General features: G+C 70.9%; 13 protein-coding genes and 1 tRNA gene. 7 read left to right on the top strand and 7 right to left on the bottom strand.

Features of this window, described 5'->3' with window-relative positions; genetic code table 11:
- Positions 1 to 85: 85 nt before the first annotated feature.
- Entirely contained in the window at positions 86 to 3730 is a 3645-nt protein-coding gene (locus MMB17_RS04190; protein WP_241101174.1) for an AsmA-like C-terminal region-containing protein, read from the bottom strand.
- Positions 3731 to 3882: 152 nt separating this feature from the next.
- Positions 3883 to 4137: a hypothetical protein gene (locus MMB17_RS04185; protein WP_241101173.1), complete on the bottom strand. Its 255-nt coding sequence runs from the start codon at positions 4135 to 4137 to the stop codon at positions 3883 to 3885.
- Positions 4138 to 4274: 137 nt separating this feature from the next.
- On the opposite strand from MMB17_RS04185, the gene MMB17_RS04180 reads away from it, so the two are divergent.
- The 4 genes from MMB17_RS04180 to MMB17_RS04165 all read left to right on the top strand — a co-directional run bounded on the left by MMB17_RS04180 (position 4275) and on the right by MMB17_RS04165 (position 8430).
- Entirely contained in the window at positions 4275 to 6632 is a 2358-nt protein-coding gene (locus MMB17_RS04180) for an ATP-dependent helicase (RefSeq protein ID WP_241101172.1), read from the top strand.
- 69 nt (positions 6633 to 6701) lie between these two features.
- Positions 6702 to 7019, top strand: coding sequence for a hypothetical protein (locus MMB17_RS04175; RefSeq protein ID WP_241101171.1), 318 nt, complete (start codon positions 6702 to 6704; stop codon positions 7017 to 7019).
- Entirely contained in the window at positions 6994 to 7710 is a 717-nt protein-coding gene (locus MMB17_RS04170; protein ID WP_238314156.1) for a PhoH family protein, read from the top strand. The genes MMB17_RS04175 and MMB17_RS04170 overlap by 26 nt, the downstream gene beginning before the upstream one ends.
- 489 nt (positions 7711 to 8199) lie before the next feature.
- Positions 8200 to 8430, top strand: a complete 231-nt coding sequence (locus MMB17_RS04165; RefSeq protein WP_238314157.1) for a hypothetical protein — start codon at positions 8200 to 8202, stop codon at positions 8428 to 8430.
- A gap of 76 nt (positions 8431 to 8506) precedes the next feature.
- Here MMB17_RS04165 and MMB17_RS04160 read toward each other — a convergent pair whose 3' ends face one another.
- Both MMB17_RS04160 and MMB17_RS04155 read right to left on the bottom strand, forming a co-directional pair.
- Positions 8507 to 9991: a L,D-transpeptidase family protein gene (locus tag MMB17_RS04160; protein ID WP_241101170.1), complete on the bottom strand. Its 1485-nt coding sequence runs from the start codon at positions 9989 to 9991 to the stop codon at positions 8507 to 8509.
- Positions 9992 to 10330: 339 nt separating this feature from the next.
- Positions 10331 to 11290: an acetyl-CoA carboxylase carboxyltransferase subunit alpha gene (locus MMB17_RS04155; RefSeq protein ID WP_241101169.1), complete on the bottom strand. Its 960-nt coding sequence runs from the start codon at positions 11288 to 11290 to the stop codon at positions 10331 to 10333.
- 239 nt (positions 11291 to 11529) lie between these two features.
- Here MMB17_RS04155 and MMB17_RS04150 point away from each other — a divergent pair, with 239 nt between their 5' ends.
- On the top strand, positions 11530 to 12315 hold the full coding sequence (locus MMB17_RS04150) for a 3-hydroxybutyrate dehydrogenase (RefSeq protein WP_238314163.1): 786 nt from the start codon (positions 11530 to 11532) through the stop codon (positions 12313 to 12315).
- A gap of 63 nt (positions 12316 to 12378) precedes the next feature.
- On the opposite strand, the gene MMB17_RS04145 is transcribed toward MMB17_RS04150, so the two are convergent.
- The 3 genes from MMB17_RS04145 to MMB17_RS04135 form a co-directional block, all read right to left on the bottom strand.
- A complete protein-coding gene (locus MMB17_RS04145; RefSeq protein WP_238314166.1) occupies positions 12379 to 12735 on the bottom strand; it encodes a CsbD family protein in 357 nt (118 codons plus the stop codon).
- Between the two features lie 194 nt (positions 12736 to 12929).
- Positions 12930 to 14123, bottom strand: coding sequence for an adenylate/guanylate cyclase domain-containing protein (locus MMB17_RS04140; protein WP_241101168.1), 1194 nt, complete (start codon positions 14121 to 14123; stop codon positions 12930 to 12932).
- Between the two features lie 77 nt (positions 14124 to 14200).
- Positions 14201 to 14275 (bottom strand) — tRNA-Gly (locus tag MMB17_RS04135).
- Between the two features lie 282 nt (positions 14276 to 14557).
- Between MMB17_RS04135 and MMB17_RS04130 the strand changes: the two genes are divergently transcribed.
- Together MMB17_RS04130 and yacG are read left to right on the top strand one after the other, a co-directional pair.
- The gene (locus MMB17_RS04130; protein ID WP_241101167.1) at positions 14558 to 15244 is read left to right on the top strand and encodes a Maf-like protein; all 687 of its coding nucleotides are present in this window, start codon (positions 14558 to 14560) and stop codon (positions 15242 to 15244) included.
- The gene (gene yacG / locus MMB17_RS04125) at positions 15241 to 15447 is read left to right on the top strand and encodes a DNA gyrase inhibitor YacG (protein ID WP_241101166.1); all 207 of its coding nucleotides are present in this window, start codon (positions 15241 to 15243) and stop codon (positions 15445 to 15447) included. Before MMB17_RS04130 ends, yacG begins: the two co-directional genes overlap by 4 nt.
- Positions 15448 to 15467 lie beyond the last annotated feature (20 nt).

The raw sequence follows: 15467 nt of genomic DNA, 5'->3' as shown, positions 1-15467 counted from the left end.
GCGCGGCGATCTGTGAATGCCATCGCCGCTGGCGGGGCGAGAGCGACCCGGCTCGACCGCAGCCCTCGACCGAAGCCGGCCTTGGCTAAGGCTGCGGGGCCGGCTCCGATGTCGTCGGCTCGGCCGGGTTGTGGGCGGAGGGCGTGGCGGCGCGGCGGGCCTCCTCGTCCTCCCGTTGGCGGGCCTGGCGGGCGGCTTCCTCCGCCGCGGCCTGGCGCGCCCGGCGGGCGGCGTCTTCCTGAGCCGCCTTCTCTTGAGCCGCCTTCTCCTGGGCCGCTCTCTCCTGAGCGGCCTTGTCCTGCGCGGCCTTCTCGGCGGCTTCCTTCTCCGCCGCGGCCTTGAGGGCGGCGGCGCGGGCGCGATCCATCTCGATGCGGGCGCGGCGGCGCTGGCGCTCGACCTGATCGGCCTCGAACATCTCGATCTTCTCGAGTTCCCGCTGCAGCACCAGGGCGGCGAGGCCGTTGGTGAGGGGCGCCGGGTCGGTCTGGCGTTCCGGCGCGGTCAGCGGTCCCGCGAAGCCGAGCTGGATCGCCGGCGCCGCGCCGGGCCAGCCCTTCGGCGCGCCCGCGCTGACGAGGGTGCCGCGGGCATCGAGGCGCCGGCTGCGCAGGTCGATCCCGAGGGTGCCGGTCCAGCGGGCCGGTCCGAGGGCCAGGGTGAGGGGGGCGCTGCGCAGGCTGCCGCCCACCAGCGTCGTGCTCGTCGTCACGGGCTCGGCCTGCGTGAGCGCCCCGGCGGAGAGCTCTTCCGCGAGGAGGCCCTGGAGCCGGCCCTCGCGCAGGGGATCGTCCTCGCCGAGCGCCCGGGCCAGGGTGCGGTCGATCGCGGCGGGGTCGGCCCCGGGCAGGGACAGGCCGGCCAGGGTCAGGCGGCCCTCGCCCGCGAGATTTCCGACGAGGGCGGCCGGGCTCTCCCCCGTGCTGCTGAAGCGCAGGTCGCCCGAGACGCGGCCCTTCAGCGGCCCCTCGCCCACGAGATCCGGGAGCGCGGCCTCGGTGAGCGTGGCCTCGCCGGAAAGGGAGGCCCCCTTCGGCAGCCGCATCAGCCGCAGCCCGCCCGACAGCTTGCCCCCGGCGAGATCGGCGGAGAGGTCGCGCAGGGTCAGGGTCTCGCCCTCATGGGCGAGGTGGAACGTGCCGTTCCGCGCGGTCAGGCCCCGGCCGAGATCGAGCTCGCCGACCTGGAGGTCGAACACCATCCGCGGCGTCGGCGGCGGCGCGGCGAAGCGGGCGGTCGACCAGCCGGCCGCATCCGCGGCGGTCCCGGGATCGGTCGGGAGGATCAGGGCGGCGGCGAGCAGGGGCAGGGAGAGCCGGCCGAGGCTGGCGCGCCCGGTCAGGGCGCCGTCGTAGCTGCGGCTCAGGCTCGCCGAGAGGGGCACGCCCGCCACCCGCCCGCTCAGATCGGCCCGCGCGTCCCGGTCCTTGCGCGAGAGGGCGAGGGTCAGCTCCGCCCGCAGCGGCGCGGAGAGGACGACGGCGCTGCCGGCCAGCGTCAGGAAGGGGGTGAGATCCGGGGTCTCGATGCCGATCGTCCCGTTTTCCGGCGCCGAGAGGTCGTCCGCGAGCAGGATCGGCCGATCGGTGGAGAGGGCGAGGCCGGCGAGGTTGCCCCCGAGCGAGAGGCCGAGCAGCCCCGCGCCTTCGGGCTTCGGCGCCCCGGGGGCGGGGGGCGCGTCCGGCACCCGGCGGGCGGCGATGCGCAGCCGGCCCGGCTGGCGCAGGGCCACGATGTCGTCGCGGCCGAACCAGTCCGAGGCCCGGGGCGTGGCCGCGTCGATCTCCGCGGATTCGATCCGGCCGGCCCGGCTCAGGGCCGCGCCGTCGAGGCTGCCCCGGGCGGCCTTGCCCTTGGCCGCGATGCGGAGGGAATCGGTGTCGCCGGCGGCGCGCTCCAGGGTCAGATCGAGATCGAGGGGGCTCTCGCGCAGCACGTTCGGCAGCAGCCGCATCTCGGGGATGCCGAAGCGGTCGACCAAAGCGAGGAGGGGCGCCGCGGCGGGCGCGGCGACATGGCCCGCGATCCGGCCCGAGCCGTCCGGTGCGATCCGGCCGGAGAGCCGGGCGCTGGCGCCGGCCAGATCGGTGACGTCGAGGCTGTCGACCACCAGGGCGGTCCCGTCGGACTGGATCCGCGCCGCGATGCGGCCGTTCCCCGAGCCGGTCGGGCCGTAGCGCACGTCCCGCGCCTGGATCGTCAGGCCGAGATCGCTGCGGCGCAGGCCGGCCCGCAGGGCGCCGAGGGAGGGCAGTTCCGCGATGTCGAGGCCATGGGCGGAGATCTGCGCCTCCAGCCGCCCCCGGCCGTTCGGCGCGCCCGCCGCGTAGCGGGCATTGCCGGCGAGGCGCAGGTCGCCGAGCGACAGGCGCAGATTCGAGAGGGAGAGATCCGCGCCCGCGAGCGACAGATCCGTGGCGAGCCCCAGCGTCCGGCCGTCGAGCAGGTTGGCCAGGGTCTCGGGGCCGCCGGCCCGGTTGAGGAAGCGGCCGAGATTGGCCGAATTGGCGGCCTCGACGTCGAGATGGCCTGAGAAGCGCAGGGCCTGGGCCAGATCGGCCTCGCCGGACGCGTCGAGCCTGGCCCCGCCGGGGCCGGTCGCGGTCAGCCGCCGCAGGACGAGGCCGCCGCCGCGGTCGAAGGTGCCCTTGAGGGCGAGGCCCGACCATTCCTCCAGGCCGAGGGCCACGCTGTCGACGGCGAGTTCGAGATCGAGCAGCACCGGCAGGGCGAGGCCGGTTTTCGGCAGGCCCCGGGCGAGCCAGGCCTGTCCCGCGGAGGAGATCAGGAAACCGTCGATGTCGAGCCGGCGCGCCTCCAGGTTCAGGCCGGCCCGCCAGGTCCGCAGGTCGATCTGGCCCGTGCCCGACAGGCGCATCGTGCGGCCGCCCGGGTCGATCTCGGCGGCGACGGTCTCGAAGCGGGCCACCGGGCCCCGGGCCTTGAACTTGCCGGTCAGCGAGAAGGGCAGGTAGGGGCCGGCGATCTGGCTGGGGGGGCCGACCACGAGGCGGGCCGAGCCCTCCGCCTCCGGCATCGCCACGCCCTCGGCGGCCCCCGGGACCGGCCGCAGGGAGAAGCGGGCATCGGCCTCGAAGCGGGGCCGCGTCTCGCCCCCGCCGGTGACCTTCGCGGTCAGGCTCCCGTCCGGGCCGAGGGCGCCGGTGGCGACCCGGAAGGGGGTGCCGTTGGACGAACCCTCGACCTGCCAGGGGCCGCTCAGGGCGGGGGCCTTGAGGTGCACGTCCTCGGCCCGGATCTGGTCGGTGCGGCCCGTGGCCGGCACCTGCGTCGTCACGGCGAGCTGCTGGACCTGGAGATCCTCGATCACGAGGTCGCGCCGCGTCCCCTCCGCGAGGTCCGGCGGCAGGGCGAGGGCGTTCCCCTCGGTGACCGGCACGGTCAGCTCGGCCCGCCCCACCCGGGTCTCGGTGAACCGGAACTCGCCCTTGAGCAGCGGCGTGAGCGCCACCTCGGCCTTCACGAAGCGCGCGTCGAGGGAGAGGCTGCCCTCCTGCCCGAGGACGAGCCGGTCCAGCCGCAGCCGCGGGGACGGCAGCAGCCGCACCGCGATCTCGCCCTCGCTGCGGGCCGCCATGCCGAGCGACCGGCTCACCGCCCGGTCGACGAAGGCGCGCCGGGCGGTCCAGTCGATGAAGGGCGGCAGCGCGAGGGCGGCCACGAGAACGAGGATGACGGCCCCCGCGAGCGCGGTCAGGAGATCACGCACAGGTCTTGGTCCGCTCGACGCCCGGCCCCGCCCTCCGGGGCCGGCTCAAGGGGATGCGGCGGCCGCCGGAGCTCTCCGTCCGGCCGGCCCCTGGCCCCCGGCGTGGCCTTAGCACAGCCCGTGGCTGTCCCGCACCTCGCCTCTGCCACGCTTCAGCGGTAACGGGGCGCGACGGTGGGGCCGGTCGGCTGCGGGCCGAACAGCTCGTTGCGCTGGATCTGCATCCGGGTCTGGTTGTTCTCGAAGGTCTGCTGCTGCTGCAGGCCGCGGATCTGGTTCTGGTTCTGGAACGACTGGTTGGTGAAGTTCGAGGAGGCGTTGCCCCCCGAGATCTGGGCGAGCGCCGGAGCCGCCCCCGCGAGCAGGGCGGCAGCGGCGAGCAGGGCGGGAAGGGTGGGGGCGCGCATGGCGGCTCCTGCGTTGGGTCCGTCTCGAGGGAAGGTGCGTCGAGGCATGTGTCGTCTCATGGGGACGACGCGGGGGAAAGGCCCGGAGTTCCGATCCCGTCTCGACGACGTTCGCGTTTTGGTCCAGGGAGGCGGCCATGAACCATCAGCCCGACGACATGGGGCGCGACGCGCCCGAAGACGGTGCCGCTCCGTCGATCGCCGCCCGCGCCATGGCCGCCCTGCGGCCCGGGGGGGCACCCTACCTCTCCGGCCTCAATCCCGAGCAGCGCCGCGCGGTCGAGGCGACGGAGGGGCCGGTCCTCGTCCTGGCCGGGGCCGGCACCGGCAAGACCCGCGTGCTCACCACGCGGATCGCCCACCTGATCGCCACCGGCAAGGCGCGCCCCTACGACATCCTGGCCGTCACCTTCACCAACAAGGCGGCGCGGGAGATGAAGCACCGCATCGGCCAGCTGGTCGGGCCGGCGGGAGAGGGGATGCCCTGGCTCGGCACCTTCCACGCCATCGGCACCAAGATCCTGCGCCGGCACGCCGAGCTGGTCGGGCTGAAATCCGACTTCACGATCCTGGGCACCGACGACCAGCTCCGCCTGATGAAGCAGGTCATCGCCGACCAGAACGTCGACGAGAAGCGCTGGCCCGCCCGGGCGCTCGCCTCCGCCATCGACGGCTGGAAGAACCGGGGCCTGTCCCCGGAGCAGGTGCCCCCCGGCGAGGCGCAGGCCTTCGCCTTCGGCAAGGGCGGAGCGCTCTACACCGCCTATCAGGAGCGCCTGAAGACCCTCAACGCGGTCGATTTCGGCGACCTGCTGCTGCTCTGCCTCAAGCTCTGGCGGGAGAACCCGGACATCCTGGCCAACTACCAGGACCGCTTCCGCTACGTCCTGGTCGACGAGTACCAGGACACCAACGTCGCCCAGTACCTGTGGCTGCGGCTCATCGCCCAGGCGCGCCGGAACGTGTGCTGCGTGGGCGACGACGACCAGTCGATCTATGGCTGGCGCGGGGCGGAGGTCGACAACATCCTGCGCTTCGAGCACGACTTCCCCGGAGCCGTCGTGGTCCGCCTGGAGCGTAACTACCGCTCCACCGGCCACATCCTCGCAGCCGCCTCGGGCCTCATCGCCAAAAACGAAAGCCGCCTCGGCAAAACCCTGCGCACTGAGGACGTTCCCGGCGAGCCGGTCACCGTCACCGGTGCCTGGGATTCGGAGGAGGAGGCCCGGCTCATCGCCGAGTCCATCGAATCCTTCCAGCGGAAGGAGCATCCGCTCTCCGAGATCGCGGTGCTGGTGCGCATCTCGGCGCAGATGCGCGAGATCGAGGACCGCTTCGTCCAGCTCGGTCTGCCCTACCGGGTCATCGGCGGCCCGCGCTTCTACGAGCGGGCGGAGATCCGCGACGCGCTCGCCTATCTGCGCGTCACGGCCAACCCCGCCGACGACCTCGCCTTCGAGCGCATCTTCAACACGCCCAAGCGCGGCCTGGGCGACGCGACCCTGCAGACCCTGCACGCCTTCGCCCGCGCGGACCGGATCCCGCTGCTCGCCGCCGCCCGCAAGCTGATCGAGACCGACGAGCTGAAGCCCCGCGCCCGCTCGATGCTGCGCGGCCTCGTCGAGAGCTTCGCCCGCTGGGCCAGGGCCGTGGAGAGCCAGCCCCATTCCGAGGTAGCGCAGACGATCCTCGACGAATCCGGCTACACGGAGATGTGGCAGAAGGACCGTTCGGCCGATGCGGCGGGGCGGCTCGAGAACCTCAAGGAGCTGGTGCGCTCCATGGAGGAATTTCCCGATCTCGGCGCCTTCCTGGAGCATGTCTCCTTGGTCATGGAGGCGAGCGAGGCGGAGGGGGCCGACCGCGTTTCCCTGATGACGCTCCACGCGGCCAAGGGACTCGAATTCGACACCGTGTTCCTGCCCGGCTGGGAGGACGGCCTGTTTCCCAACCAACGCGCCCTCGACGAGAGCGGGCGGGCCGGGCTCGAGGAGGAGCGCCGCCTCGCCCATGTCGGGCTGACCCGGGCGCGCAAGCGCGCCAAGCTCTCCTTCGCGGTCAATCGGCGCATCCACGGGCTCTGGTCCTCGACCATCCCGTCGCGCTTCATCGACGAACTGCCCCCTTCCAGCGTCGACGTGATCGAAGCGCCCGCGCATTTCTCCGCCGGGGCCTCGCGCTTCGACCGCAACCCCACGCCCTTCGGTTCCTCCTACGGTACGCCGGGCTGGCAGCGGGCCCAGGCCCAGACCGGCGGCAACTTCGGCGCGAGCCGGGGGCCCGGCGGCCGGTCGGGCAGCGGCCCGCGCCAGATCGAGGGGGAGCTCGTCGCCAAGTCGACGGCCAGTTCTTCGGCCTTCTCGGGCGGCATGCGGGTCTTCCACACTAAGTTTGGTCCCGGAACGGTTGCAGGAATCGACGGCAACAAGCTGACCGTTGACTTCGACAAGGCCGGTCGCAAGATGGTGCTCGACAGCTTCGTCCAACCCGGATGAGGCGTGCCGCCGAAGCCTGCGGGGTTCTCTCCGCGGGATCCGGTTCGCCCCGGGAGGGCGCGTGCTGCGATGGAAGCAGGGTCGCCGCGATCCGCCCACCGCGCCGAGATGGGCGACAGATTCATCACCTCTTCATCTTTGCGTCATGCCCCCGTCGCCGGCGCCTGCAAGAAGCGTTGCAGTAAAGCCGCGATCCACAACCAATCTTTCCCCGCCTGGAACCCACCCGAGGCGATTGGCTTTGCTCTTGCAACGCAGCTTCCCGCTGCGGCGGCGTACTCGGCCACGGCACAGGAGACATCACAAGAAGACGGCAGGTCCCAGGAACGAGTTGCTCAAGTCCAAGGTGGAGTGTTGATCGATGAAGAGACGACGCGCACGGCTTGAACTGGTTGAAGATCGCACCACACGGATACACCGGACCCGTTTCGACGAAGAACGTCACCTCGCTCCCATACAACCCCTGACCGACAAGCAAGCCCAGTACCTCGACGCGCTCGCCCATCACCCCCAAGTCATCGTCCTCGGCCCAGCTGGCACCGGGAAGACCTACATCGCCGGCACCCGCGCGGCCGATCAGCTCCGCCAGCGCCGGATCTCGAAGGTGGTCATCACCCGGCCCAACGTTCCCTCCGGCCGCTCCCTGGGCTTCTTCCCGGGTACCCTCGAAGAGAAGATCGCCCCCTGGGTCGCCCCCCTCACCGAGACCATGAAGGAACGGATGGGCGCCGCCGCCTTCGAAATCGCCGTGAAGACCGGCGACATCGAAGTGGTGCCCTTCGAGGTGATGCGCGGCCGTACCTTCAAGAACTGCCTCGTGATCCTGGATGAGGCGCAGAACACCACCACCCAAGAGATCAAGATGTTCCTGACGCGCATCGGCGACGATTGTCAGGTCATCATCAACGGTGACGTTTCGCAGACGGACCTGCGCGAGACCTCGGGCCTCCGCACGGTCATCCATCTGGTGAAGAGCCGGATGATGAACATCCCGATCGTCGAGTTCACCCTGGAGGACATCGTCCGCTCGGGCATCTGCGCCGAATGGGTGAAGGCCTTCGAGGAAACCCGTCTCTGACGCCGATCCGTCGCCGGGCCGCTGAGGCCCGGCGACGTTCCTTTCTGTGGCATTTCGCCAGGCCCGCCTCGCGCCGAGCCGTTCCGGGCGCGCCGAGGCGCCGACGCCATCCGGCACGTGCGGATCGAGACGCCCGCTCCGAGCCTGCGGCCTCTTCGTCCCGAAGTGCTTCGTCCCTCCTCGTGCAGGCCCGTGACCGTGACGACGGCAGGGCTTTGCCAAAGAGCGAAACCCGCCGCGTCCCGTCGCCGGCGGCTGCCTTGCGCCTCGCGCGGCGACACGCCTCCCACGCTCCGAACACACGTTGGTGAACCGGCGATCATTGCAATCTCCGGGTGAACCAATGGTCAAGCTGGCGGGTTGTGGGGTGGCGAGCTGCGCGGGAGCTTCGCGATACAAATGGTCTCCATCGCCCCTGGGCCGGAGATCGCACCGGCTGCCGCAACCGGATCAGAGAGAACGGGAGTCCCTCAGGTGAGGAAACTGACTTTGGCCATCGCGCTTGCGGCTTCGCTCGGCGGCGCCTTCGCGACCTCGGCTTCGGCCGCCCCGGGGGCTCCCATGGGTGTCACCGCCGGTAGCACCGTCGAGACCGTGCAGATGACCCACCGGGAGCGTCGCATGATGCGCCACCGCATGGAGCGCCGCATGATGCATCGTCACATGCACCGCAAGATGATGCACCGGCGCATGATGCATCGCCGCATGCACCACATGTGATCGGTTCGAGGAGCCCTTCGGGGCTCCTCTTTCGTTTCGGGTGGCGTCTCCGCGACGAGGGGGCGGTTTCGCCCGTTCAGTTATGCGGCGCGGCAGAAGCTTGGGGCTTGGTCGCCGCCGGCACGTCCTTCTTCGCGACGGGGGCGGCACCGTCCTTCCGGGCGCCCGTGTGATGGGCGGGGCCGGCCGTCTTTGCCTCGGCCGCTTTGGTGTCCGTCGGCTTGGTCTCGGCGACCTTCGTGCTGGACACTGCGGCCGTCGTCGTGGGTGCGATCGCTTCGGCGGCCTGCGCAGCGCTGGAAGCGTTGCTGAACAGGTTACCGAGCAGCTTCTTGTACGTGCTAGGATCGCCCTCGGCGTCGGCCACCGAGATCCGGGCCGGGGTCGCGGCGGGCTTGGCGGTTTCCGCCGGAGCCGGCTCCTGCTTGGCAACGACGGTGGCGGCCTTGGTGTCCTTGCCCTTCTTGCCCGGCGCTTCCTTGATGGGGGTGGTGGGCGCGGCGGCCATCAGGACCGGGCGTCCCTTGGCGTCGACCTCGATCTCCTGCGGACCGGCGGCCAGACTCTCCGGCCGGCTCACCTCGCCGAGATTGTGCCGGGCATATTCCTTGGCCGCGTAGGCGAGTTCCTTCTCCTTGTCCTTCTCGGATTCGGTCAGGCTCGCCAGGGTATTCTGCGGCGGCTGCGGTCGGAAGACCGGGTTCTGGCCGCCATCGTCGTAGACGATGCGCATCGCCGGGGTGCCCTTGGCGACGAGCTCGGCGACCTCCTGGGCGTCGCGGCTGCTCTTCTCGGCCACGACCGGGTCGACCCGCGGCGTGCAAGAGCCGGCCGCGACGTCGTTGCCGCCGAACACGTAGCGCCGTCCGCAGACATTCACCCGCGGCTCGTCGCGCAGGGCCTCGAAGTAATCCGAGCCTTCCTTCAAGTTCTTCCAGAAGGGCGCGTTGGGATCGTTGCGGGAGCGGGCGATGTTCGACGCCGTCATCCGGAAGGGATAGGATTGGAACTGGAACGCCCGCTGGCCGCCGGCGAAGGCCTCGCGGGCGATGGCGTAGATCTCCGACATCGAGGCGTCCGTCATCGCGAAGCAGCCCGCCGACGAACAGGTGCCGTGCACCATGATGTAGTTGCCGGTGCGGCCGTTGGCGCGGTCGAAGTTGTTCGGATAGCCGACGTCGAAGGACAGATAGTAGGACGAGTTCGGGTTCATCTGACCCGGGGTGATCGTGTAGAAGCCCTCCGGCGCCTGGCGGTCGCCCTGCTTGGTCTTGGGGCCGAGCTGGCCCGACCAGCGGCAGATCGGATAGGTTTTGAGCAGCGCGTAGCGGCCGTCGCTGCCGCGCTTCCACACCTCCATCTCCGCCTCCTTCTTATAGGCGCGGATCAGGATCGGGTCGCTCTGCGACATACCCTTCTGCTGCATCAGCGAGAGGGTCTGCGGCGGGATTGGGGTCAGGCTGCGGGTCGAGGCGCCGCCGAGCAGGCCGCCATCCTGGCAGGCACCGAGGGAGATTGCCATCGCGGCGGCGGCGATCACCGCCAACGGACGCACAGCCATGGGGAACCCCGTCCTCTCGCAATCGCCTGCGGGTCGTCCCGCGCAGGCGCCACTCCCCACCCCATTAGCCCGGTTAAACTTACCTCGGTGTTACCGCAAGCGGCCAAGCTTACCCGTCGGGTCTCAGGTCAGATGACTCTGATTTCAGGCGAATCCGCGGCGGAGCCGCGCCATCGAAGCGGGTTCTCCAGCCTGGCGAAGGGGATAGCGGGGCTTGTGCCGTGGATTTCTCGTGGAGGCCCTGTCGAGCGAAGGAGGGGAAGCCGGGCAACGGACCCTTGAGCGGAACGTAAAAGGTTCCAGACTGCGGAATGTGTCAAAACGACGCAGAACGTCCGCTCAGAGCTTGCGGCCGATCTCCAGGAACTTCTGGGCACGCCGGTCGCGGATCTCGTCGCTGCTGAGGCCGTCGAACTCGGCAAGCGACTCGGCGATCGCCGCGCCGGCCGCGGCCAGGACGCTGTCGCGGTCGCGATGCGCGCCGCCGGTCGGCTCCGGCACGATCCGGTCGATGATGCCAAGGCGCAGGAGATCCTGTGCGGTGATCTTCATGGCGGTGGCGGCATCGTGTGCGCGACCCTGGTCCCGCCACAGGATCGAGGCGGCGCCCTCCGGCGAGATCACGCCGTAGATCGCGTGCTCCAGCATCAGCACCTTGTTGGCGGTGGCGATGGCGATGGCGCCGCCCGATCCGCCCTCGCCGATGACGACGGCGATGTTGGGCACGCCGAGGGCGAGGCAGGCCTCGGTCGAACGGGCGATGGCCTCGGCCTGGCCCCGCTCCTCAGCCTCGATGCCCGGGAAGGCGCCGGCGGTGTCGACGAAAGCAAGGACCGGCAGGCCGAAGCGGTCGGCGGTCTCCATCAGGCGCACCGCCTTGCGGTAGCCCTCCGGCCGGGCCATGCCGAAATTGTGCCGCAGGCGGGCTTCCGTGGTCGCCCCCTTCTCCTGGCCGATCACGCAGACCGGGCGGCCGCGGAAGCGGCCGAAGCCGCCGACGATGGCCTCGTCCTCCCCGAAGCTGCGGTCGCCCGCGAGCGGGGTGAACTCGTCGATCAGCCCGGCGCAGTAATCGACGAAATGCGGGCGCTGCGGGTGGCGGGCGACCTGCGTCTTCTGCCAGGGCGTCAGGGCGGCGTAGATCTCGGAGAGGGCGGCGGCGGCCTTGGCCTCGAGCCGCCCGACTTCCTCGCTGATCGAGACGGCGCCGTCGCGCTGGCCCATGGCGCGCAGCTCTTCCACTTTCGCTTCCAGCTCGGCGACCGGCTTCTCGAAGTCCAGGTAGGAGCGCGTCGCCATGGTCGAGAGCGGTTCCTGAGAGCGTGCGTGAAGGGGCCTCGCCCGAGGCGGGCCTGCGCGAAGCGTGGTGCGCGGTGTTGGCGAAGCAGGCACCGGTGTCAACCGCTCCGCTGCTCCCGGAGCCTTGAGAGCCGGGCACGAGCGTTTCACGAACCGGTCGATTTCGCGTTGCCGTTCCCGCGATGCGGCACAACTATCCCGACGGATCGCGCGAGGCGCGGAAATCGGAGACCTGATCGATGATCTTGAAATCCAAGGCCGCGGTGGTGACGGGTTCCACGAGCGGCATCGGCCTCGCCGTCGCGCGAGGCCTCGCGCGGGAAGGGGCGGACGTCGTCCTCAACGGTTTCGGAAAGCCCGAGGACATCGAAAAGGCGCGGGCCGAGATCGAGCGGGAGTTCGGCGTCCGCGCCATCCATTCCCCGGCCGACATGTCGAAACCGGATCAGATCGCGGCGATGATCGCGCAGGCCGAGGAGACCTTTGGAAGCGTCGACGTGCTCGTGAACAATGCCGGCATCCAGTTCGTGTCGCCGATCGAGGAATTCCCGCCGGAGAAGTGGGATGCGATCCTGGCGATCAATCTCTCCTCGGCCTTCCACACCATCCGCGCGGCGGTGCCGGGGATGAAGAAGCGCGGCTTCGGGCGGATCGTGAACATCGCCTCGGCCCATTCCCTGGTCGCCTCGCCCTACAAGTCGGCCTATGTCGCGGCCAAGCACGGCATCGTCGGCCTCACCAAGACGGTGGCGCTGGAGGTGGCGGGCCAGGGCATCACCGCCAACTGCATCTCCCCGGGCTATGTCTGGACTCCGCTTGTCGAGAGCCAGATCCCGGACACGATGAAGGCGCGCGGCCTCACCAAGGAACAGGTGATCGAGGACGTGCTGCTGAAAGCCCAGCCGACCAAGGAGTTCGTGACGGTCGATCAGGTCGCCGCCACCGTGATCTATCTCTGCTCGGAGGCTGCCAAGCAGATGACCGGCGCCAACCTCGCCCTCGATGGCGGGTGGACCGCGCAGTAGCGCCGCCCTGGTACGAGGAGCCTTCGCGGCACCGCGATGATGCCGCGAAGGCGAGGCCTGCGCTCAGCGGCGGCCGTGCAGAAGCAGGGCGAGGCCGTAGCCGACGGCGCCCGCGATCAGCAGCGCCAGGAACGGGCTCTCCTCGACGCGGCTCTCCACCGCTGCGCGGCCGTCCCGCAGATAGGTGCCGCCGTGCTGGCGCACGCGGTCATAGGCGTCGCCGGCATAATCGCCGACATCGTCCGCGACATCGCGCAGGGTGTCCTTGGCCTGCCCGTAGGCCTGCTGCACCCGGCCCTCGGCTTCGCGGTAGCGGCCTTCGAGCGAGGCCCGGTTCGAGCCAACGGCATCGCCGACCGCGCCCTGGACCCGGCCGCCGACATCCTTGGCGGCACCGACGATGCGATCCGTGTCAACCATGATGGAACTCCCTTGGGGTTCGCGCCATCTCGGGATCCGGTCCGTCGGATCCCGCGGCGCGTCGCTGACAGAACGTCCGAACCCGCAATCGGTCCCGCTTGTCCGTCGATTTCCCCGAAAGCCCTCCGCGGCGCGTCTCCACGGGCCATGCCCACCGATCGATCGAACCGCCGCGCCGCACGGCCGGCAGGCCGTTACAGCGGATCGGACGGCGCCCAGACGCGGTGGGGCCGCTCGATGCCCCGGAACGTGAACGACCCGAGCGCCCGCAGCCCCTCCCGACAGCGGGCGGCGAAGGCGTCGGACAGCAGCAGCGGCTGGTCCAGCTCCGCGCAAAGCTGCTCGATCCGGCTCGCCTCGTTCACCGCCGAGCCGATGATCGTGAAATCGAGACGCCGGTCCGTGCCGACATTGCCATACACGACCGGCCCGTAATGCAGCACGATGTCGGCCTTCAGCTCCGGCAGGCCGGTGCGCGCCCGTGCCAGATTGAGGGCGCCGTTGCGTGCGAGGGCCTCGCGCGCCGCCCGGAACGCGCCGGCGCAGGCCGGGCAGGACGGGGCTTCGGGATCGGAGACGGGGAAGATCGCCAGGAAGCCGTCGCCCAGGAACTTCAGCACCTCCCCGCCGTGACGCGTCACCGGCTCGCCGAGGGCGTCGAAATGCTCGTCGAGCCAGCTGACCACATGGGGCGGTGCGTGGCGGTCGGCCAAGGCCGTGAAGCCGCGCAGATCCGTGAGCAGGATCGCGGCGGGCACCATCGCGCCCTGGCCGCGCCGCATCTCGCCGGACAGAACCCGCTCCGCCGTGCGCGTTCCCAGATAGGTGCCGACGACCTCGCGCAGGGTGTGCGACAAGGCGAGCTTCGCCGTGACCAGGGCGAGCGAGGGGACGAGAGCGGCCAGCACCGCGGCCTCGGCTTCCGTGAATCCCTCCGCGTGGTCGGTCGCGAAGGAGATGCCGACGCCGGACAGGGCGGTCCCCGGCGCGAAGCCCGTCAGGTGGAGCAGGTAATCGGTGGCCCCCGCCGCGCGCAGTTCCGTCAGAAGCGGCAGGTTCGGGTACGCGTCGCCATCCAGACGCCAGCGCGCGTGGGTCTGCTCCGACGCGTGCAGCCAGGCGATGGGGCTGCGGGCGAAAACGTCTTCGCCTTCGGGCCCGTGGGCGGTGGACGAGAGGCTGAGCCCTTCGCCGCAGCGCCAGGCGAGGCTGACGCCGCGAAACAGCGGATCGATCGTGGGGACGGACAGGCTGGCCCGCCACAGGGGGAGCCCGACGGCCGAGAGCGCCTCGCAGAACTCGGTGAAGATCTCCTCGCTCTCATCCGAGGCCGTCGCCCGCGCCACGAGGCGGCGTTCGATGTCGTGGATCGGGCTGGGAATGCGCATGACGCGGGCATCTTACCTGCGAAGCGCACCCGATCTAGCCTGCCGACCGGACAGGGCCGACGCTTCGGCAAGTGGGTTGGAGCGGGCGATCGGGATCGAACCGACGACATTCAGCTTGGGAAGCTGACGTTCTACCACTGAACTACGCCCGCATGCCCCGCATGACGGGGCGGCGCCCAGCCTTGGCCGGGCGAAGCGCGGGGACCATAGCAGACCCGGCCCGATTGTCCACGCGGACGTGGTGCTTGCCGGGCCGGGCGGCTTCGGAGCCGCGGCCCGGATGAGGAGCGCCAGGGTTTCGCCGTTCGGGAGGGGGCGGGTCGGTGAGCGGCGACGTTCCCTTGCCGGTTGCCTTGCAGTAGCCTCGGAGGCCAATGAGCCCTGGCCGCACCCTGCGGTTTCGCTCCCTGCCCATCCCGAAGCACGCCTGACGCATGAACGACGCCCTTCTCCAAGACGCGCCGACGGATCCGGCCGCGACGTCCGCCCCGGACAGGCCGGTGGCCGGTCCGCATCTCGTGCTGGCCTCGGCCTCGCCGCGGCGGCTGGCCCTGCTGCAGCAGATCGGGATCGAGCCCGACGCGCTGCTGCCCGCCGATATCGACGAGACGCCGCGCAAGTCGGAATCGCCGCGGGAACTCGCCCGGCGCCTCGCCCGGGCCAAGCTCGACGTGGCGCAGGACGCCGCGCGGCGTCGGGACGACATGCGCGGGAGCTACCTGATCGCGGCCGACACCGTGGTGGCGGTGGGGCGCCGGGTGCTGCCGAAGGCCGAGCGCCTCGACGAGGCGGCCGATTGCCTGCGCCTGCTCTCCGGCCGAGCCCACCGGGTCTATACGGCGGTCTGCGTGCTCTCGCCGAAGGACCGGCGCCGGGAGCGCCTGGTGGAGAGCCGCGTGCGCTTCAAGCGCCTCTCCACCCGGGAGATTGAGGCCTATCTCTCCTCCGGCGAATGGCGCGGCAAGGCGGGCGGCTACGCCATCCAGGGGCTCGCCGGTGCCTTCGTCGTCAAGCTCGTGGGGTCGCACAGCGCCGTGATCGGCCTGCCGCTCTACGAGACCGTGAGCCTGCTCGAAGGCGAAGGCTTCCCGGCGCGCCGCAACTGGGGCGCGATCGCATGAGCGCACCACGACCGAACAGGAAGCCCGCCCTCGCCGCGACCTGCCCGATCTGCGGCAAGCCCGCGCAAGCGGAGACCGCCCCGTTCTGCTCGACCCGCTGCGCCGACATCGATCTCGGCCGCTGGCTCGGCGAGCGCTACGTCATCTCCGAGCCCCTGGACGGGGAGGAGGAAACCCCGCTCTCACGGGAGCGCGAGCCCTGACGGAAGGGCGCGTCACGAAT

The sequence above is a fragment of the Methylobacterium organophilum genome, from assembly GCF_022533465.1.
Lineage (GTDB): Bacteria > Pseudomonadota > Alphaproteobacteria > Rhizobiales > Beijerinckiaceae > Methylobacterium > Methylobacterium organophilum.
This window is presented reverse-complemented; position numbering and strand designations above follow the sequence as displayed.

What these genes read in the sequence shown, in the direction of transcription:
- MMB17_RS04175 (WP_241101171.1), top strand. Translation starts at nt 6,702, where the DNA reads ATGGAAGCAGGGTCGCCGCGATCCGCCCACCGCGCCGAGATGGGCGAC.
- MMB17_RS04155 (WP_241101169.1), bottom strand. Translation starts at nt 11,290, where the DNA reads ATGGCGACGCGCTCCTACCTGGACTTCGAGAAGCCGGTCGCCGAGCTG.
- MMB17_RS04140 (WP_241101168.1), bottom strand. Translation starts at nt 14,123, where the DNA reads ATGCGCATTCCCAGCCCGATCCACGACATCGAACGCCGCCTCGTGGCG.
- MMB17_RS04130 (WP_241101167.1), top strand. Translation starts at nt 14,558, where the DNA reads ATGAACGACGCCCTTCTCCAAGACGCGCCGACGGATCCGGCCGCGACG.
- MMB17_RS04170 (WP_238314156.1), top strand. Translation starts at nt 6,994, where the DNA reads ATGAAGAGACGACGCGCACGGCTTGAACTGGTTGAAGATCGCACCACA.
- MMB17_RS04180 (WP_241101172.1), top strand. Translation starts at nt 4,275, where the DNA reads ATGAACCATCAGCCCGACGACATGGGGCGCGACGCGCCCGAAGACGGT.
- MMB17_RS04160 (WP_241101170.1), bottom strand. Translation starts at nt 9,991, where the DNA reads ATGGCTGTGCGTCCGTTGGCGGTGATCGCCGCCGCCGCGATGGCAATC.
- MMB17_RS04150 (WP_238314163.1), top strand. Translation starts at nt 11,530, where the DNA reads ATGATCTTGAAATCCAAGGCCGCGGTGGTGACGGGTTCCACGAGCGGC.
- MMB17_RS04185 (WP_241101173.1), bottom strand. Translation starts at nt 4,137, where the DNA reads ATGCGCGCCCCCACCCTTCCCGCCCTGCTCGCCGCTGCCGCCCTGCTC.
- yacG (WP_241101166.1), top strand. Translation starts at nt 15,241, where the DNA reads ATGAGCGCACCACGACCGAACAGGAAGCCCGCCCTCGCCGCGACCTGC.
- MMB17_RS04145 (WP_238314166.1), bottom strand. Translation starts at nt 12,735, where the DNA reads ATGGTTGACACGGATCGCATCGTCGGTGCCGCCAAGGATGTCGGCGGC.